The organism is Pseudomonas sp. xss_2, assembly GCF_043104195.1.
Lineage (GTDB): Bacteria > Pseudomonadota > Gammaproteobacteria > Pseudomonadales > Pseudomonadaceae > Aquipseudomonas > Aquipseudomonas urmiensis.
The window spans coordinates 25647-43883 of sequence record NZ_JBICKL010000061.1; the positions used below are offsets into that span (position 1 = coordinate 25647).

The 18237-nt window shown below is 63.6% G+C and carries 15 protein-coding genes and 1 tRNA gene; 8 read left to right on the top strand and 8 right to left on the bottom strand.

Features of this window, described 5'->3' with window-relative positions; translation table 11 throughout:
* Positions 1 to 155: 155 nt before the first annotated feature.
* On the bottom strand, positions 156 to 2765 hold the full coding sequence (gene acnB, locus ACF8K2_RS15140) for a bifunctional aconitate hydratase 2/2-methylisocitrate dehydratase (RefSeq protein WP_392465743.1): 2610 nt from the start codon (positions 2763 to 2765) through the stop codon (positions 156 to 158).
* A gap of 407 nt (positions 2766 to 3172) precedes the next feature.
* Here acnB and ACF8K2_RS15145 point away from each other — a divergent pair, with 407 nt between their 5' ends.
* Positions 3173 to 3658 (top strand): DUF1289 domain-containing protein, encoded by a 486-nt coding sequence (locus tag ACF8K2_RS15145; protein ID WP_186554974.1) that lies wholly within the window; start codon positions 3173 to 3175, stop codon positions 3656 to 3658.
* Between the two features lies 1 nt (position 3659).
* Here the strand turns inward: ACF8K2_RS15145 and queD are convergent, their stop codons facing one another.
* Positions 3660 to 4016 (bottom strand): 6-carboxytetrahydropterin synthase QueD, encoded by a 357-nt coding sequence (queD, locus tag ACF8K2_RS15150; protein WP_186554973.1) that lies wholly within the window; start codon positions 4014 to 4016, stop codon positions 3660 to 3662.
* A 54-nt stretch (positions 4017 to 4070) separates the two neighbouring features.
* A complete protein-coding gene (locus tag ACF8K2_RS15155; protein WP_392465644.1) occupies positions 4071 to 5150 on the bottom strand; it encodes a patatin-like phospholipase family protein in 1080 nt (359 codons plus the stop codon).
* Positions 5151 to 5303: 153 nt separating this feature from the next.
* On the opposite strand from ACF8K2_RS15155, the gene ACF8K2_RS15160 reads away from it, so the two are divergent.
* From ACF8K2_RS15160 to ACF8K2_RS15180, 5 genes are all read left to right on the top strand, one after another.
* Positions 5304 to 5612 (top strand): PepSY domain-containing protein, encoded by a 309-nt coding sequence (locus ACF8K2_RS15160; protein ID WP_186554866.1) that lies wholly within the window; start codon positions 5304 to 5306, stop codon positions 5610 to 5612.
* Positions 5612 to 5926 (top strand): PepSY domain-containing protein, encoded by a 315-nt coding sequence (locus ACF8K2_RS15165; RefSeq protein ID WP_186554865.1) that lies wholly within the window; start codon positions 5612 to 5614, stop codon positions 5924 to 5926. The genes ACF8K2_RS15160 and ACF8K2_RS15165 overlap by 1 nt, the downstream gene beginning before the upstream one ends.
* Positions 5927 to 6595, top strand: a complete 669-nt coding sequence (locus tag ACF8K2_RS15170; protein WP_186554864.1) for a response regulator transcription factor — start codon at positions 5927 to 5929, stop codon at positions 6593 to 6595. It abuts the gene before it with no gap.
* Complete coding sequence (locus tag ACF8K2_RS15175; protein ID WP_186554863.1) at positions 6592 to 7911, top strand: sensor histidine kinase; 1320 nt, start codon at positions 6592 to 6594, stop codon at positions 7909 to 7911. Before ACF8K2_RS15170 ends, ACF8K2_RS15175 begins: the two co-directional genes overlap by 4 nt.
* 339 nt (positions 7912 to 8250) lie before the next feature.
* Positions 8251 to 9408, top strand: a complete 1158-nt coding sequence (locus ACF8K2_RS15180) for an HPP family protein (protein ID WP_392465648.1) — start codon at positions 8251 to 8253, stop codon at positions 9406 to 9408.
* Here ACF8K2_RS15180 and ACF8K2_RS15185 read toward each other — a convergent pair.
* Both ACF8K2_RS15185 and ACF8K2_RS15190 read right to left on the bottom strand, forming a co-directional pair.
* Complete coding sequence (locus tag ACF8K2_RS15185; RefSeq protein ID WP_186554861.1) at positions 9382 to 10248, bottom strand: LysR family transcriptional regulator; 867 nt, start codon at positions 10246 to 10248, stop codon at positions 9382 to 9384. The two genes, ACF8K2_RS15180 and ACF8K2_RS15185, sit on opposite strands and share 27 nt — an antisense overlap.
* Positions 10249 to 10348: 100 nt before the next feature.
* On the bottom strand, positions 10349 to 11638 hold the full coding sequence (locus ACF8K2_RS15190) for a leucine-rich repeat-containing protein kinase family protein (RefSeq protein ID WP_186554860.1): 1290 nt from the start codon (positions 11636 to 11638) through the stop codon (positions 10349 to 10351).
* Between the two features lie 184 nt (positions 11639 to 11822).
* Between ACF8K2_RS15190 and ACF8K2_RS15195 the strand changes: the two genes are divergently transcribed.
* Positions 11823 to 13712 carry a propionyl-CoA synthetase gene (locus tag ACF8K2_RS15195; RefSeq protein ID WP_392465650.1) on the top strand — a complete coding sequence of 630 codons (1890 nt, stop codon included), beginning with the start codon at positions 11823 to 11825 and terminating at the stop codon, positions 13710 to 13712.
* A 134-nt stretch (positions 13713 to 13846) separates the two neighbouring features.
* Here the strand turns inward: ACF8K2_RS15195 and zapE are convergent, their stop codons facing one another.
* Together zapE and ACF8K2_RS15205 are read right to left on the bottom strand one after the other, a co-directional pair.
* On the bottom strand, positions 13847 to 14932 hold the full coding sequence (zapE, locus tag ACF8K2_RS15200; RefSeq protein WP_392465653.1) for a cell division protein ZapE: 1086 nt from the start codon (positions 14930 to 14932) through the stop codon (positions 13847 to 13849).
* Between the two features lie 203 nt (positions 14933 to 15135).
* A complete protein-coding gene (locus ACF8K2_RS15205; protein ID WP_186554857.1) occupies positions 15136 to 15378 on the bottom strand; it encodes a hypothetical protein in 243 nt (80 codons plus the stop codon).
* Between the two features lie 329 nt (positions 15379 to 15707).
* Between ACF8K2_RS15205 and ACF8K2_RS15210 the strand changes: the two genes are divergently transcribed.
* Positions 15708 to 15782, top strand: a tRNA-Gln gene (locus ACF8K2_RS15210).
* A gap of 70 nt (positions 15783 to 15852) precedes the next feature.
* Here the strand turns inward: ACF8K2_RS15210 and ACF8K2_RS15215 are convergent.
* Positions 15853 to 18237, bottom strand: a complete 2385-nt coding sequence (locus ACF8K2_RS15215; protein ID WP_392465656.1) for a response regulator — start codon at positions 18235 to 18237, stop codon at positions 15853 to 15855.

Here is an 18237-nt window from a genome sequence, read left to right on the forward strand (position 1 = left end):
GCAAGCCCGCTCCCGCGCAATCCAGAACCCATGTAGCGAACTGCGTGGCGGGCTTGCCCCGCGATGAGGTCGGTACAGGCACCGCAAAAAAAAAGCCCCGGCATTTCTGCCGGGGCTTTTTCTTACAGCTTGAAGCTTAACGCTCGTAGCTGTTGTTACGCCTGAACAACCGGGATCTTGGCGCTTTCGGCCGCTTCACGGAACTCGGCGATCTGGTCGAAGCTCAGGTAGCGGTAGACGTCGGCAGCCATGCTGTCGATGTCCTTGGCGTACTGCATGTACTCTTCGACAGTCGGCAGTTTGCCGATGATCGAAGCGACAGCAGCCAGCTCGGCCGAGGCCAGGTAGACGTTAGTGGCGTCGCCCAGACGGTTCGGGAAGTTACGGGTCGAAGTGGAGACCACGGTAGAACCGGTCTGCACACGAGCCTGGTTACCCATGCACAGCGAGCAGCCTGGCATTTCCATGCGCGCACCGGCCTTGCCGTAGATGCCGTAGTAGCCTTCTTCGGTCAGCTGGTGGGCATCCATCTTGGTTGGCGGGGCCAGCCACAGACGGGTCGGAATACCGCCCTTGACCTTGTCCAGCAGCTTACCGGCAGCGCGGAAGTGACCGATGTTGGTCATGCACGAACCGATGAACACTTCGTCGATCTTCTCGCCCTGTACCGAAGACAGCAGGCGCGCATCGTCCGGGTCGTTCGGCGCGCAGAGCACAGGCTCTTTGACGTCGGCCAGGTCGATCTCGATGATCTCGGCGTATTCGGCATCGGCGTCGGCCGACAGCAGCTGCGGGTTGGCCAGCCAGGCTTCCATGGCTTGCGCACGGCGCTCCATGGTACGCGCGTCACCGTAGCCTTCGCTGATCATCCAGCGCAGCAGGGTGATGTTCGACTGCAGGTACTCGGCAACGGCTTTTTCCGGCAGCTTGATGGTGCAGCCAGCAGCGGAACGCTCGGCCGAGGCGTCGGACAGCTCGAAGGCTTGCTCGACAGTCAGCTCGTCCAGGCCTTCGATTTCCAGGATGCGACCGGAGAAGGCGTTTTTCTTGCCTTTCTTCTCGACCGTCAGCAGGCCTTGCTGGATGGCGTAGTAAGGGATGGCATGTACCAGGTCACGCAGGGTGATGCCCGGTTGCAGTTTGCCCTTGAAGCGCACCAGGACCGACTCAGGCATGTCCAGTGGCATGACGCCAGTGGCTGCGGCGAACGCCACCAGGCCGGAACCGGCCGGGAACGAGATGCCGATCGGGAAGCGGGTGTGCGAGTCGCCGCCGGTGCCGACGGTGTCAGGCAGCAGCATGCGGTTCAGCCAGCTGTGGATGATGCCGTCGCCTGGACGCAGCGACACGCCGCCACGGGTGCGGATGAAGTCTGGCAGGGTGTGGTGGGTGGTGACGTCGATCGGCTTCGGATAGGCCGCGGTGTGGCAGAACGACTGCATCACCAGGTCGGCGGAGAAGCCCAGGCACGCCAGGTCCTTGAGTTCATCACGGGTCATTGGACCGGTGGTGTCCTGAGAACCGACGGTGGTCATCTTCGGCTCGCAGTAGGCGCCTGGACGTACGCCCTGGCCTTCTGCCAGACCGCAGGCGCGGCCGACCATTTTCTGTGCCAGGGTGAAGCCTTTGCCGGTGTCGGCAGGCTGCTCGGGCTTTTTGAACAGGTCCGATGCACCCAGGCCCAGTTCGGCACGGGCTTTTTCGGTCAGGCCACGGCCGACGATCAGCGGGATACGGCCGCCAGCACGAACTTCATCGAGCAGCACTTCGGTTTTCAGGGCGAAGGTGGTGACCAGCTCGTCGCTTTCGTGACGGCGCACTTCACCTTTGTACGGGTAGACGTCGATGACGTCGCCCATACCCAGGTTGGTGCAGTCGAATTCGATCGGCAGGGCGCCGGCGTCTTCCATGGTGTTGTAGAAGATCGGGGCGATCTTGGTGCCGAAGCAGAAACCGCCAGCGCGCTTGTTCGGCACGTTAGGGATGTCGTCACCGAAGAACCACAGCACCGAGTTGGTCGCCGATTTACGCGACGAGCCAGTACCGACCACGTCACCCACGTAGGCGACCGGGAAGCCTTTGGCGCGCACGGCTTCGATCTGCTTGAGCGGGCCAACCGAACCCGGTTGCTCAGGCTCGATGCCGTCACGGGCCATCTTCAGCATGGCCAGGGCGTGCAGCGGGATGTCAGGGCGCGACCAGGCGTCCGGGGCAGGGGAGAGGTCGTCGGTGTTGGTTTCGCCAGGCACCTTGAACACGGTCAGGGTGTACTTCTGGGCGATTTCCGGACGCGAGGTGAACCACTCGCCGGCAGCCCACGACTCGAGCACGGCCTTGGCGTGAACATTGCCCGCCTTGGCTTTCTCGGCGACGTCATGGAAGGCATCGAACATCAGCAGGGTGTGCTTGAGCTGTTCGGCCGCGACGGCGCCCAGTTCGGCGTCGTCCAGCAGCGCGACCAGCGTTTCGATGTTGTAGCCGCCCTGCATGGTGCCCAGCAGCTCGGTGGCGTGCTTGCGGTCGATCAGCGGCGACTTGGCTTCGCCCTTGGCGAGGGCGGAGAGGAAACCGGCCTTGACGTAGGCGGCTTCGTCGACGCCTGGCGGTACGCGGTCGGTGATCAGTTCTACGAGGAAGGCTTCTTCGCCGGCCGGCGGGTTTTTCAGCAGCTCGACCAGGCCTGCGGTTTGTTCGGCGTTCAGCGGCTGGGGCACGATACCCAGAGCGGCACGCTCTTCGATGTGTTTGCGGTAGGCTTCAAGCACAGTTATTACCCTCATCAGTGGTCCCTAAAGGGAGTCCGGGACGCTCATCCAGCATTCTCATGCACCCATGCGCAATGACGGCTTCTTGGGCCGCCCAGCCAGGGTCGCAGAGAATCCTTACAGAAGCTGCTTTCAAAGTTTTACGCCTGTAGAACGGAGGCTGATGAGGGGTTGGCGCGGACCATGCGAGGGTGCATGAGCCGGGCCAACGCCGTTCTACCGGATCAACTGTGCTCGTGACGCTTTGAAAACAGCTTCCAACGGACATTGTTGCCTTGAAAAGGCGGAGTGATTCTACGGCAAAAAGCGAACGAAAGTAAGGCGGCACTTATGACTTTAACGGGTGACCCTGGTTAGACAAAGGGCTAACATGGGGCCGTGTTCCACCGCCAAGCCGTTGTTTTTTCATGTCCAATCAATCCATCAAAACCCCTTGCGTGGGCTTGTGCTCTACCGTCTACGGCGACCTGGTGTGCCGCGGCTGCAAGCGTTTTCACCACGAAGTGATCCACTGGAACGGCTACAGCGACGAGCAAAAGCGCGCGGTCTGGCTGCGCCTGGAGCAATTGCTGGTGCAGGTGATGATGGCCAAGCTTGAGGTGTTCGACAAAGACTGCCTGCGCCAGCAATTGGAGCAGCGCTCGATTCGCTTCGTCGCCCATCAGTCCGAATACTGCTGGGCGTATCAGTTGATCGCCCGCGGCGCGCGAATGATCCGCGACCTGGAAGCCTACGGCATGGCCTTGATGCCGGAGTTTCGCGACTGGGAGCTGCCGCAGCTGCGCGATGCCATCGACCGCGAGTTCTTCTTGCTGTCCGAGGCGCACTACGAGCGCTACATCGCCCCGCGTTTTTTGCGCGACGCCCTGGAATTGGGCGCCGGGCAGGCCTGACTCAGTCGCCGGTGTATTCGCAGCCGCTGGTGCAGGTTTCGTGGATGCGTACTTTCGACAGCTCAGGCAGCAGCGGCTTGACCTGTTCCCAGATCCACTTGGCGATGACTTCACTGGTCGGGTTTTCCAGGCCAGGGATGTCGTTCAGGTAGTTGTGGTCCAGCTGCTCGTAGATCGGCTTGAAGATCGCCTTGATCTCGGAGAAATCGCGGATCCAGCCAGTGTGCGGGTCAAGCGGGCCGGTCAGGTGCAGGGCGACCTTGAACGAGTGGCCATGCAGGCGACCGCACTTGTGGCCTGGCGCGACGTTGGGCAGGCGGTGGGCCGATTCGAATGTGAACTCTTTGAAAATTTCCACGCTGTCAGAACTCTGTAGGAATCAATACTGACGGCGATTCTACCAGCATGCCCGCTATAACGGTTGCAGCCGTTCGTGCAGCCGCCCGGTGGCGATCAACTCGAGTAACTCATCGCCCAATCGCTGGCTCTCGGCAATCGCCTTGTACCAATAGCGCTTGCGGCTTGGCGCATCGCCCATGAACCGCTTGAAGTCGTTGCGGTCAGGTAGCTTGCCGTAGGGAAGGGCCGCCAGGTAGTGCGCAGAGGGGGTCATCAGCAACACATTCTGCAGCCGCGTGGCGTCACCCTTGCGCCAGGGCAGGGCCTTGTCGAACCAGCCGGGCACCACCTTGTCGGTGAAGTGCGGGTAGATCACCAGGTCATCGCCGCGGTAGGGCAGGTCCAGGTGGTAGTCGAGCAAGCCGCCGTCACGGTAGGTGCCGCTGCCAGCGCCTGGAATATCACGCACCCCGTGCATGACCATGGGGATCGAACCCGAGGCGAGCAGGGCGTGGCGCAGGTTGGCCAGGTCCAGCGGCAGGTAGCGCGAGGGGAAGTCGGTCAGCTCATCCAGCGGCGGTGGCGAACGCCCGTCATGCAGGATGATCCGTTCGAAATGCCGGCCCAGCCGGGCGCGCCCAAGCAGGTTGCTGGCAATCACCGAAGACAAGCCCAGCCCTAGCCGAGCGCGATGGTCGTCGGCCAGCAGGCCGTGGCTTTTCACCACCATGATGTTCAGCCGGTAGTGCGCATTGGCCAGGATCTGCCCATCGTTGCCCTGCAACAGGTCATCGAGCATGCGCTGGCAGCTGCGGCTGATTTCGGCGGGCGTCACGCCCTTGGCGAAGTCTTGCTCAGTGTACAGCTCGCCCAGGCGGCGCAGGCCGGCAACCGGGTCATCGAGGCAGGCGCTGGCGAAGCGCCAGGAGCCGATCGAGGCGCCAATCAATGCCCGCTGGCGCGGCGCCGAAGGCAGCCACTCACCGAACAGCGCCAGGTCCAGGCCTTGGATCCCCAGCGGCTTTGGCCCGCCCGCAGCACCAGGCACCACGCCCACATCGGCGGCGCGCAGGCCGCGCTCGCGGATCTGTTGCAAGGCACGCTTGCCCGCCTTGAACGTCAGGGCAGGGGACTTGATATGGATGGCGCTCATGCACGACCTCGCGGCTAACAAGCGGGGCATTATAGGGAACCGGCGGCTAACGCGCTGCGCTATCATGGCGCCAGCTGTTTTCAGGTTGAGTTAAGGACCGGTGGTTAATCTTAACCCCGTAGACAAATTACACATCTCGACGGAGAGACCCTCATGAAAACTTTGACTGCCCTGTTCACCGCCGCTGCCCTGGCCTTTGGCGCCAACGTTGCCCTGGCCAAAGACGTCCAGCCTGACGAAGTGGTCAAGCTGGTCAACGCCAAGACCATCATGTCGCTGGACGAATTGAAGGCCAAGGCGGTCGCCAAGCACCCAGGCGCCACCGTCACCGATTCGGAACTCGAAGACGAGTACGGCCGCTACATCTACAAGGTCGAGCTGCGTGATGCGCAGAACGTCGAGTGGGACGTGGACCTGGACGCCAAGACCGGTGAAGTACTCAAGGACGCTCGGGATAACTGATGAACCCTGTACCGCGAACGGCGCGCTACCTCGCCCTTGCGCTGATGACCGTCTGTTCGCTGGCCGTGGCCCGTGACCTTGACCAGGATGAAGCCCTTGAGCTGCGGCAAAAGGGCATCATCCTGCCGCTTGAGCAACTGCTCGAGTCCGCCCTGGGGCGTTACCCCGGGGCGCGGCTGTTGGAGGCGGAGCTGGAAGAAAAGCACAACCGTTACGAGTATGAAGTCGAGTTGCTGACCCCTGCCGGCGTAGTGCGCGAGATCAAGCTGGACGCCCGCAGTGGCGTGCTGCTCAAAGACGAGGAAGACGACTGAATGCGCCTGCTGCTTGTCGAGGACAATGTCCCCCTGGCGGACGAACTGACGGTGGGCCTGCAACGCCAGGGCTACGCCGTGGACTGGCTGGCCGATGGCCGCGATGCGGTGTACCAGGGCCAAAGCGAACCCTATGACCTGATCATCCTCGACCTGGGCTTGCCCGGGTTGCCGGGGTTGGAGGTGTTGGCCCAATGGCGCGCGGCAGGCCTGGCCACCCCGGTATTGATCCTCACCGCGCGCGGCTCCTGGGCCGAGCGCATCGAAGGGCTCAAGGCCGGGGCCGACGATTACTTGAGCAAACCGTTCCACCCCGAAGAGCTGCAACTGCGCATCCAGGCCTTGCTGCGCCGTGCGCGGGGCCTGGCCAACCAGCCGAAGTTGGAAGCTGCCGGGCTGCACCTGGATGAGGGGCGGCAATGCGTCAGCCGCGAAGGTGTCGACATCCAGCTGACCGCCGCCGAGTTTCGCCTGCTGCGCTACTTCATGCTGCATCCGGGGCAGGTGTTGTCCAAAAGCCACTTGGCCGAGCACCTGTATGACGGCGAGACCGAGCGCGATTCCAACGTGCTCGAAGTGCACGTCAATCACCTGCGACGCAAACTCGGGCGCAGCGTGATCGAGACCCGTCGCGGCCAGGGCTACGTCTACGCCGGGAACAGCCAGTGAAGTCGATTCAGGCGCGCCTGAGCCTGGGCCTGGTCGCGGTGCTGGTGGTGGTCGGCCTGGCCTTGGCCCAGTTGACTTTGTGGCTGTTCGAGGTAGGCCTGCAACGCTACCTGGAAACCGGCCTGCGCAAGGAAAGCGAGAACCTGCTGGTAGCCATGGTGCGCGGCCCCAACGGCCTGCAGCTGGACGAGCGGCGGGTGTCTGCCGCCTACCAGCGGCCCTTCTCTGGCTATTACTTTCGCATCGACTTCGACAAGGGCACCTGGCGCTCACGTTCGCTGTGGGACCTGGACATGCCCAAGCCGTCCAAGCCCGGCCTGGAAGACAGCCATGAGCTAGGGCCAGAAGGCCAGCAACTGCTGGCCTTTCGCGCCGATTACCGGCGCCTGGGGCAGGACATCTCGATCAGCGTCGCCCAAGACTATTCACCCGTGCGCGATGGCTTTCGCCGGATGCAGCAGATTGGTCTAGGCATGGGCCTGGTGGCGCTGGTGCTGGTGCTGGTGTTGCAGCGCATCACAGTGACCCGCTCACTGCGCCCACTGGAGCGCGCCCGCCAGCAGATCGCCCAGTTGCAGCAAGGCCAGCGCTCTCAGCTGGATGCCCAGGTGCCCAGTGAGTTGCAACCGCTGGTGGATCAGGTCAACCACCTGCTGGCGCACACCGAAGACAGCCTGCGACGCTCGCGCAATGCCTTGGGCAACCTCGGCCACGCACTGAAAACGCCGCTGGCGGTATTGATCAGTCTGGCCTCCAGTGAACGGCTCAAGGATCTGCCCGAGGTGCAGGCGCAGATGCGTGAGCAGCTGGAACAGATCCAGCAACGCCTGACCCGCGAACTAAACCGCGCCCGGCTGGCCGGCGATGCGCTGCCGGGCGCGCAGTTCGACTGTGATGCAGAACTGCCGGCGCTGCTGGCAACCTTGGGCATGATCCATGGTGAAGGGCTGTTGCTCGAGCGCGATGTCGCACCGGGGTTGCTGCTGCCGTGGGACCGCGAAGATTTGCTGGAGCTGCTCGGTAATCTGTTGGACAACGCCTGCAAGTGGGCCGACAGCGAAGTGCGCCTTGGCATTGCCCAGACGAGCGATGGCTATCAGCTGTGGGTCGACGATGACGGCCCGGGGATTCCCGAAGCCAACCGCATGCAGGTGCTTGAGCGCGGATCGCGGCTCGACGAGCAGGTCGATGGGCATGGCCTGGGCCTTGGCATCGTGCGCGATATCGTCGAGGCCTGGGGCGGGCGCATCGCCTTGCTGCAAAGTCCCCTGGGTGGGTTGCGGGTAAGCATCGAGCTGCCGCGCAAGGGGCGCTGAATTTCTTTATTCGCTGGCCTCATCGCGGGGCAAGCCCGCTCCCACGCCATCGTCGGCCTAGCCGCACATTCGTGGGAGCGGGCTTGCCCCGCGATGAGGCCGGCCCTGCCAGCCCACGTCCCACCCTGCAAAAATATTGCAGCTCAAGCGCATTTTTTTGAATTGGCCCCAAAACGGTGCACCCGGCACAATCCCTGCCACGAAACTTACCAGTTTCCATCTCCACGGACGGAACCCCTTAGCGATTGCATCTGCAATACAGGGCCCAGGCCAATTGCGGCTGGGCTTTCTTTTTAAAAAACATAACCCATCAACCCCTGGAACACGATCAACTGCCCGATGTCTGCCTCGCGTCCTGAAAGTCGATTGCAGCGCCTGTTGCCGGCGCCTCTGAATATCCCCCGCAAAGAATGGCTACGTGCCGGCCTCGGCGCACTGCTTGGCCTGTTCCTGGCCGGTTGGTTGTGCAGCCTGGCCTACGGCCCCTCCATCGCGTTACACCTGCTCGGCCCCCTGGCCGCCACTGCGGTGCTGGTGTTCGCAGTGCACTCCGGGCCTTTGGCGCAACCCTGGCCGGTGCTGGGCAGCTATGCCCTGGCCGGTGCGGTGGGCCTGGCGATGCGCCATGGTTTTGGTAGCGAGCTGTGGGTCGCTGGCGCCGCCCTGGGCATCTCGATCCTGGTGATGTGCCTGCTGCGCTGCCTGCATCCACCCGGTGGTGGCGTGGCGGTCAGTGCGGTGTTGGCCGACTCAGGGCTGGTTGCGCTGGGCGATCACCTGCTCGAGCCGATCATGCTCAACGCGCTGATCCTGATCACGGTTGCGGTGCTCTACAACCGCCTGACCGGGGTGCGCTACCCCAAAGGCCCCTTGCCGCGCAAAGACCTGCATCACACCCACGATCCATTGCCAAGCGAGCGAGTCGGTATCAACAGCGCCGACCTCGACCAGGCCCTGGAAGACATCGGCGAGTTCGTCGACGTCACCCGCGACGAGCTGGAGCGGATCATCCTCGCCACCGAGCAACACGCCTTGCAGCGCAGCCTGGGCGGGATCACCGCCGCCTCGGTGATGTCGCGGGATATTCAGTTCGCCAGCAAGCACACCACCTTGGAGCAAGCCTGGAAGATGCTCGCCAGCCATCACCTCAAGACCCTGCCAGTGCTTGATCAAGGCCGCCTGGTAGGCATCGTCAGCCTTAGCGACCTGGTTGGCCCGGCCATGGCTCGTGGGCGTTTCAGCTGGCGCGGCGTGCTGCGGCGCAAGCCGGTGCTGATGGAGCAGGTGATGAGTCGGCGGGTGGTCAGCGTCAGCAGCCAGCACCCGCTGGAGCGGCTGTTGCCGCTGCTCAGCGAGCAGGGCCTGCACTGCCTGCCGGTGCTCGATGGCGACAGCCTGGTCGGGGTCATCACCCAGAGCGACCTGATCGCCGGGCTCAAGCGGCACTTGCTCAACGCCGCTGCGCTGAAATCAGATGATCGGATCCCAGCGCTGTGACCAATCGCTGGCGCCGGCGGCGACTTGCCGGCGCAGCACGCTGAAGGCCTGCTGCAAGGCCTCGCTGTCACGTTTGCGGGCATACACCAGGAAGGTCGGGTAGGTGAACTCCGGCGCCTGCGGCACCCGCTCGAACACGCCGCTGTCCAGGTACGCCTGGACCACGCGGGTGCGGAAATAGCCGCTGCCGCCCTGGTCGAGAATGAACTGCAAGGCCAGTGGGCCGAGGTTGAAGCTCAGCGCCGCGCGGGCACAGTCGGGCAGGGCGGCGTCGTGCTGGCGGCGAAAAGCTTCGCCCCAGTCGATATAGATGTAGGGCTCGGGCAGATCGACGCGGCGGATGCGGATGAGCTTTTCTTCCATCAACTGCTCGACCTGCAGGCCCGGCCCGTAGGTCGGCTGATAGACCAATGCCGCGTCCAGCAGGCCCATCTCCACTTTGCGCAGCAGCGACTCGCCGTCGCTGACCTCGCTGCGAATCGCGTGACTCGGCAGCTCGCGGTGCAGGGCGCTGACCCAGTCGAGCAGCATCGGATTGCCCAGGCTCACTTCACCACCGAGATGCAGCACTTGCTGGCAGCCCTGTGGCAGCGGCAGGTCGCGGCGCGCCGCCTCCCAGGTCTCGACCAGCTGGTTGGCGTAGGTGACGAACGCTTCGCCGTCGCTGGTCAAGCTGGCGCCGCTGCGGCTGCGCACGAACAGTTGGCAGCCCAGCTGCTGCTCCAGGCGCTGGACCCGCGCGGTGATCGCCGTTTGCGAGACGAACAGGCGCTCGGCGGCGGCGACCAGGCTGCCGCAACGGACGATTTCCAGGAAGGTACGGGCCTGATCGATGTCCATGGCTGAGCTCGTTGAGGTAGGTGGCGGCTATTCTAGAGGCTTCGCACCGGATTGGGGCAGCGGCGTGTTGGCTTTGCCGCCTGCCCCGCGCAGTGGCCGCTCAATGCGCCAGTAGCGCCAGCAGTTCGCTGAAGCCTGGGCGCTGGGCGACGTCGGCCTGCTGGCAGTGCTCGGCCAAAGCCTGCAGCTGCTCATCGGGCTGCGTGCAGTGCGCCAGCAGTTCGCTCAGAAGAATGCCGAAGGCGCGTACTTCCAAACGCTGCAAAAGGATGGCGGCAGGCTGCTCGGCTGTTGAGTGGAAGGAGGCCGCGCCGAAGTCGCCGAGCAGGCACTGGCCGTGGTCATCGCAGAGGATGTTGTGTGCATACAGGTCGCCATGGCTCAGGCCACGGGCGTGCAGGTGCGCGCAGACCGAGGCGATGCCCAGGGCCAGCCGGCGCAGCGCCGTGGGCGATAAACGGCGTGCGTCCGGATACTGGTCGCGGGTGCAGCTGGCAAGGCTCGGCGGCCCGGCGAGGTTGTGCCAATGGGCGGGGATCAACTGCATGGCCAGGGCCGGTAACTGTTGCGGATGGTCATCGATGCGTCCGGCCAGGCGCACCAGTTGCGGGTGATCACCGGCAGCGATGCAGGCGCTCATTTCCGCCAGGGGCGAGCCGTCGCTGGTAATCGCCCCTTTGTACAGTTTGACCGCCAGTGGCGCGTCCTGGCCGCGCCAGTGCGCAAGGTGGATCAAGCCGGAAGCGCCGCGACCGAGCTCTGCCCCAAGCTCGATGTCTTGCCAGGCAATGCTCGGGCACGGGGCATCCACAGGGGGCGCGACAAAGCCCTCCGGTAGCGGGTTACCGGCATAGGCCAACCAGGCCAGGCGCGGCATTCGCAGCAGCCAGTCGGGCAGGCTGGTGAGGCGATTGCTGGCGATACGCAACAGCTCCAGCCGTTGGCAATCAGCCAGGCTTGCGGGCAGGGCGCTCAGGCGATTGCCGGTCAGCATCAGCTTTTGCAACTGATGGCATTGGCCCAGGCTGTCTGGCAAGCGTTCAAGCGCGTTGTCCGTGAGGATCAGCGCCCGCACGCTGGGCGGCAGCGCGGCGCCGCTCACCTCGCTGATCTGATTGCTCCTAAAGCCAATGGTCTCAAGCTTGGCGCAGCGTCCCAGCGCCTCGGGCAGGTGGTTGAAGCGGTTGTTGGAGCAGAACAGCACTTTGAGCCGGGTCAGCCGATGCAGATCCTCGGGCAGTGTGCTCAGGGCATTGTCGCTCAGGTCGAGTATTTCCAGGCTCTCGGCCAGCGCGAAGATTTCCTCGGGGAACTGCTCGAGGCCTTGCTTGAGGTTAAGGCGGGGGATGCCGCGCAGGCGGCCGGCTCTGAGGTCGTCGAGGCTATGCATGGGGCAGTGGCACGGGTGCTGAGGCAGGGCCCGGCATGATACCGGCAAATTCTCCCTGGGCGGGGCGCAGAGTCTGCGAATTTGCAGGTCGGTTATGGACTTTAGTCCCATGGCAGGCGCGTGCTGGCGGTCCATACTGGAGGCTCGCCCTTTAATAACAACAAGTATTTAGGTTGCGACCGACATGACTTACCAGCACAGCTACGCCCGTTCCATTGCCGATCCCGTGGCCTTCTGGGCCGAGCAGGCCGAGCATTTGGCCTGGCATCGCAAGCCTTTGCAGACCCTGCAAGACAACCCCGACGGTACCCACCGCTGGTTCGCCGATGGCCGCCTCAATAGCTGCTACCTGGCCCTCGATCATCAGATCGAGCAGGGCCGCGGCGAGCAGACCGCGCTGATCTACGACTCGCCGGTGACCGGCGTGCAGCAGCGCTTCAGCTACCAGCAGCTATGCGATGAAGTGGCCCGCCTGGCCGGGCTGCTGCGCGAGTTGGGCGTGCGCAAGGGCGATGGGGTGATCATCTACATGCCCATGGTGCCCCAGGCGGCGATGGCCATGCTGGCCTGTGCGCGGATTGGCGCGGTGCATTCGGTGGTGTTCGGTGGCTTTGCCGCCAACGAGCTGGCGCTGCGCATCGACGATGCCCGGCCGACGCTGCTGCTCACCGCCTCGTGCGGGCTGGAGTTCGAGCGGGTGATCGAATACAAGCCGCTGGTCGACCGCGCGCTGCAGCTGGCCACGCATCAGCCCAAGCAGGTGCTGGTGCTGCAGCGACCGCAGGCGCGTGCTGAACTGCAAGCCGGGCGTGACCTGGACTGGACTCAAGCGCTGGCCAACGCCCAGCCCGTGCCACCGGTCGAGTTGGATGCGGGCGATCCGCTGTACATCATGTACACCTCCGGCACCACCGGCAAACCCAAGGGGATCGTGCGCGAGAACGGCGGCAACGCGGTGGCCCTGAGCTTTGCCATGCGCCATATCTACGGCATGCAGGCCGGCGATGTCTGGTGGGGGATCTCCGACGTGGGCTGGGTGGTCGGCCACTCACTCATCGTCTATGGGCCATTGATGAACGGCTGCACCACGGTGTTTTACGAAGGCAAGCCGATCCGCACCCCCGATGCCTCGGCATATTGGCGGGTAGTCGAGCAGTACCAGGTCAATGCGCTGTTCTGCGCGCCCACTGCCATGCGTGCGATTCGCAAGGAAGACCCCGATGGCGAACTGATCGCCCGGCATGATTTGAGCTCGCTGCGCCAGTTGTTCCTGGCAGGGGAGAAGCTCGACTCCAGCACCCATCAATGGCTGGAACGGGTCAGCGGCAAGCCGGTGCACGATCACTGGTGGCAGACCGAGACCGGCTGGCCGGTCACCGCGCCTTGTGTCGGCCTTGAGGGCAGCGCCGCCCGGCCCGGGTCGAGTAATCGCGCCGTGCCCGGTTATCACGTGCAGGTGCTGGATGACGACGGCCAGCTGCTGGGGCCCAACCAGCAAGGCGCGATCGTGATCGCCTTACCGCTGCCACCCGGTTGCAGCCAGACCCTGTGGGGTGATCATGAGCGCTATCTGCAGGCTTATCTGCAGACCTATCCGGGCTACTACCACACCGGCGACGGCGGGTATCTGGATGACGATGGCTTCGTCTACATCATGGGCCGTACTGACGATGTGATTAACGTCTCCGGGCACAGGCTGTCGACTGGCGAAATGGAGGACTTGGTGGCACGCCATCCAGCAGTGGCCGAATGCGCGGTGATCGGTGTGCATGACGAGATCAAAGGGCAGGTGCCGTTGGCACTGGTGGTGCTCAAGGATGGCCAAGGGATTGGCGAGCAGCAGTTGCAGAAGGACCTGGTGGCCAGCGTGCGCGAGCATATCGGCGCGTTGGCGTGTTTTAGCCAGGTGCGCTTGGTCAAGCGTTTGCCCAAGACTCGCTCAGGGAAGATTCTGCGGGCCGTGCTGCGCAAGATTGCCGATGGCCAGGATTATGTGCCGCCTTCGACCTTGGATGATCCGGCGGTGCTTGGCGAGATTGAAGGGGTGCTGGCGGATTTGCCCAGGGCTGGATGATGCGGCGGCGCTGATATCGCTATCGCGGGGCAAGCCCGCTCCCACGCCACCCGCGATAGCGTCAGTTCGGCCTCCACGCCACCTATGAACATTGCGCTATCGTGGGAGCGGGCTTGCCCCGCGATAGCGTCAGTTCAGTCCAAGCGCGTTACCGGCCCAACCTGATGCAACTGCCCCAAGCGACTGCGCGTACGCATCAGATCAGCAATCGCCCCACCCAGACTGTCCGCCAGCGGCCGCCGCGCAATCATCACCAGCTCGCGGTCCTGGTCATACAACACATCCACCAGATTGACGAAGCGCTGCTGCGCCGCCAGCGAGCACTCGGCCAGGTCATCCAGACCTGCGATCACCCAGCGCTCATAGCGCCCCGCCAGGTGCAAATAATCGATCACCGCCGTCGGCTGCTCGCACAAATCGGCAAAGCCAAACATCACCTGTCGCTCATCGCTGGCCAGTGCGCGCAGCGGGCGCTGGTTCACCTCCAGCATGACCGGCTCGGTAGCGGGCACCAGCAACGCCTGCAACTGCTGCGGCTCCCCCGGCCACACGTAGTGGCCCTGGGTAAAGCGCTGATGCGCGCGGTTGGCGGGCAGGCTGCGAAAATCGGTATCGCCGCCCACTTCGAGCACGTGCATGCGGCCGTTGATCAAGCGGATCACCGGCAGAAAACGCTCGTGATACAACGGATTGGGCAGCAGCCCCTCAGGGGCATAGTTGGACGTCAGCAGGACAAAAATCCCCCGCTCGAACAGCGCCGTGAACAGCCGGGTCAGCAACATGGCATCGCCAATGTCATGCACATGGAACTCATCGAAGCACAGCGCGCGGCACGCGCCGATCAACTCATCCAGGGTCGCGCCCAAGGCATCGTCCAGCGCCCGGTGGCGATGCATGCCCTGGTGCAGGCGAGCGAAGAAGTCATGAAAGTGCAGGCGACGTTTGGCCTCGACTGCAAGCGCCTGGAAAAAACCATCGAGCAGCCAGCTTTTGCCGCGCCCGACCGCGCCATACAGGTACAGGCTGCGTGCCTGGCCTTGCTCCAGCAGTGCCAACTGCTCGGCCATGCAGGCAATCACCCGGTGCTGGCCGTCGCTCAGGGTGTAGCCACGTTCGCGGGCTTTATCCTCGAAGCTGGCCAGCAACGCACTGTCGGCGCGCGCTTCGCTGCGTAGGCGTTGCTGCAGGTGGCGCAGCGGCGTGGGGATCCAGGCGGACACAGCGAAAATTCCTCGAAGGACAGGGCAGGGCGCAGCATGCGCGAGCGCGGCTATTTTGACCAATAGATAAATTGGCAGGCAACGATCGCCTTATGCGATAGCTCCGATACTGGGCGGATACCGGACAATGTCGCTCGTAAGATCACCCTGCTTGGCGCTTTGTGGAGGCGCGCACGCCGGCGTTGCTCAAGCAGTCTCGCGACTCAGCTTTTGCGTTCGAGTTGCCGTTCGATCATGTACTTGACCGTCAGGCGGCGCTCCTTGAGGCGGTGCAGATCGTCATCGTTGGCGATGCCCGCCGAGATCGCTTCTGCGGCCAGCACCTGATTGTCGATATCGATGTACTCGTCGAGCAGGCGATCGAGCTTCGGGTCTTGCTGGCGGCGTTGCTGGACGATCTCGCGCGGGTAGTGCAGGTCCTGGTACAGGTCATGGGAAACTGGCATGGCGCCCTCCTTGTGATGCGCTGATATGGCTTATCTGATTGGAAGGGGGCGAGGCGATTGTGTTGAGGCAGCGTTGGGAAATTACGACGGATGGTCGAGAGGTGCCTGCACGATCACCGCGCTACCCGTGGGAGCGCGCTTGCATCGGATGAGGCTCACACAGCTCGCTAATGACTAACCTGCTGTTTTCCGGCAATTTTTTTTAAAAAAAAACTTCCCACATCGAACGTTTGTTGTTAAAGTGCCGCGCATTCCCCGACAGCAACCCATGTTGTCATCCAAGGGGAATTGTCAGAACGACAGTGCTCAGCACTCGTCGCATCCGAAACAGGGGCGTCGCCAAGCGGTAAGGCAGCAGGTTTTGATCCTGCCATGCGTTGGTTCGAATCCAGCCGCCCCTGCCATTTTCTTTCCTCGCTTTACCCTCCAACACTCTCCCGCTTTCTTCGTTTGAAAAACGGCCGAGCTTCCTGCTCAGACCGCTCCCAACAGATCGTTCAATGCCTGCGCCAGTACTTGCGCCTGCACCGGTTTCTGGATCACCAGGCTATCGGCCAACTCCAGGCCCTGCAGTTCGGCATAGCCCGTCAGGATCACCACCGGCAGCTTGGGAAAGCGCGTGCGCGCTGCCAAGGCCAACTGCGCGCCATTGAATTCGGGCATGGCGAAGTCGGTCAGCAGCAGGTCGATGTGCTCATCGAGCAGCACCAAGGCCTGCTCGCCGCTATGCGCCTGGCGCACCTGATAGCCGTGCAGGCGCAACACATCGCCAATCATGTCGCGTACCAGGTGATCATCGTCGACCAGCAATACGGTACGATCGCGCCCCTCGGCCGCCAGCGGCTGCGCTTGATTGACCACTACCGCTTCAAGCACGTATGGCTGCTTGACCGCGGGCAGGTAGACCGACACCAGCGTGCCATGCCCCGGCGCGGTATCGATGCGCACCCCGCCACCGGATTGTTTGGCAAAGCCGAACACCTGGGCCAGGCCCAGGCCTGAGCCCTTGCCGATATCCTTGGTGGTAAAGAACGGCTCGAACACCTTGCCCACCACGTCCTCGCTCATGCCACAGCCGGTGTCGCGGATCGACAGCGAAACGTACTCGCCAGGCTCGGGGTCTTCCGGTCGCTGCGGGCGAGCCACCACCTGGGTGTTGCGCGTGGTCAGGGTCAATTGGCCGCCGTCGGGCATGGCGTCGCGGGCGTTGATCGCCAGGTTGAGAATGATCATTTCGGTCTGGGTCGGATCGGTCAGCGCTTGCCAGAGGCTGTCGTCCAGGTCCAGGCGCACCGAAATGTTGCCGCCCAGGGTACGGCGCAGCAGCTCCTCAAGGCCGGCCAATGTATGATTGAGGTTCAGCGGCACCGGCTCCAGGCGCTGGCGGCGGGAGAATGCCAGCAATTGCGAGGTCAGCTTGGCGCCGCGCTCGCCTGCTTCGCGGATGTGTTGCAGGCGGCTGCGCGCCTTCTCGTAGTTTGCCTTGTCCAGGTCGCGCTCAAGGAAGCTGGCGCCGGTGAGGATCACCGTCAGCAGGTTATTGAAGTCGTGGGCCACGCCTGCAGTGAGCTGGCCGACCGCCTCCAGGCGCTGCATCTGTTGCAGCGCCGCTTCGATTCGTTCGCGCTCATCGATCTGCTCACGCAGGCGGGCGTTGGCCTCGGCCAGGCCCAGTGACGATTCACGCTCGCTGGTAATGTCGCGCGCCACGACGTAGAGCAGGGTGTCTTCCGGCACCACTACCCAGGACAACCAACGTTGCTGGCCACTGGCATGCTGGATGCGACCCACGAAGCGCGCACTGGTGCGGCCATGGGCGAGGGCTGCCAGCTCGGCAAGAAACGACTCCTGATCCTGTTCGGGCAACAGTTGCAGCAGCGAGGCCTGGCTCAGGCGCTCGCGGGAGATGCCCAGGCTAGCCTCCCAGGCAGGGTTGAGCGCCACGGGGGTGAGGTCTTTGTTCAGCACCGCGAGCAAATCCTGGGACAACTCCCAGGCGCGGTCGCGTTCGCGGGTGCGGCGCTCGACGCGCTCACCGAGCATCTCGTTGAGCTGTTTCAGCGCCTGGGTGGCCTGGCGCTGTTGTTGTATGTCCTGCAGCACGCCGGAGAACCGCACGCAGCGCTCTTCGACAAACTGACACTGGCCGCTGCTGAGCAACCAGCGTGGCTCCAGGCCGTTGGCCTGGGCGATACGAAACTCAACTCGGTAGCGGCCATCGCTGGTTGGCAGCATGGCTTGTTCGACCGCGTTGCGGACCATCTCCCGGTCATCGGGATAGATGCCTGCGTAGAACACATCCAGGCTCATCTCGGTATCGGTGGGCAGGCCAAACAGGGTCTTGCAGCGGTCGTCCCACAGCAGCAGGCCGTCTTCGGGGCGAAAGTCCCAGGTGCCCATGCCGGCGGCATCGATGGCAATCCGTGCGCGCGCCTCGACATCGGCCAAGGCCTCTTCGGCGCGGCGCCGACGTTGGCGCTCTTGCACTTCGGTCAGTGCCCGGCGCACGGCTTTGGGCAGCAGCGGCAGGTTCTTTTTCAGCACATAATCGGTGGCGCCGAGGCGGATCATCTCCACCGCATGCTCTTCGCCGTAGATCCCGGACAGGAAGATGAACGGCACATCTGGCGCCAGGCGCTGGGCAATCGCCAGCACCTCGGTGCCGGAGGAGCCAGGCAGCACGCAGTCACACAGGATCAAGTCGAAGCTGGCTTCACGCAGCGCGTGCTCGACGCCGATATGGTCGAACACCAACTGCGACTGAATCTGCAGGCCGCTGCGCTCCAGGCGCAGCAAGCTCAGCTCGGCGTCCATCGAGCTGTCTTCGACCATCAGCAGTTTCAGCGGGCTGGGCAGCAT

Bases quoted from the DNA above. Each gene is read 5' to 3' on its own strand.
- ACF8K2_RS15145 (WP_186554974.1), top strand. From the start codon at position 3,173: ATGTCCAATCAATCCATCAAAACCCCTTGCGTGGGCTTGTGCTCTACC.
- ACF8K2_RS15155 (WP_392465644.1), bottom strand. From the start codon at position 5,150: ATGAGCGCCATCCATATCAAGTCCCCTGCCCTGACGTTCAAGGCGGGC.
- ACF8K2_RS15160 (WP_186554866.1), top strand. From the start codon at position 5,304: ATGAAAACTTTGACTGCCCTGTTCACCGCCGCTGCCCTGGCCTTTGGC.
- ACF8K2_RS15165 (WP_186554865.1), top strand. From the start codon at position 5,612: ATGAACCCTGTACCGCGAACGGCGCGCTACCTCGCCCTTGCGCTGATG.
- ACF8K2_RS15170 (WP_186554864.1), top strand. From the start codon at position 5,927: ATGCGCCTGCTGCTTGTCGAGGACAATGTCCCCCTGGCGGACGAACTG.
- ACF8K2_RS15180 (WP_392465648.1), top strand. From the start codon at position 8,251: ATGTCTGCCTCGCGTCCTGAAAGTCGATTGCAGCGCCTGTTGCCGGCG.
- ACF8K2_RS15185 (WP_186554861.1), bottom strand. From the start codon at position 10,248: ATGGACATCGATCAGGCCCGTACCTTCCTGGAAATCGTCCGTTGCGGC.
- ACF8K2_RS15190 (WP_186554860.1), bottom strand. From the start codon at position 11,638: ATGCATAGCCTCGACGACCTCAGAGCCGGCCGCCTGCGCGGCATCCCC.
- ACF8K2_RS15195 (WP_392465650.1), top strand. From the start codon at position 11,823: ATGACTTACCAGCACAGCTACGCCCGTTCCATTGCCGATCCCGTGGCC.
- ACF8K2_RS15205 (WP_186554857.1), bottom strand. From the start codon at position 15,378: ATGCCAGTTTCCCATGACCTGTACCAGGACCTGCACTACCCGCGCGAG.
- ACF8K2_RS15215 (WP_392465656.1), bottom strand. From the start codon at position 18,237: ATGCTGCCCAGCCCGCTGAAACTGCTGATGGTCGAAGACAGCTCGATG.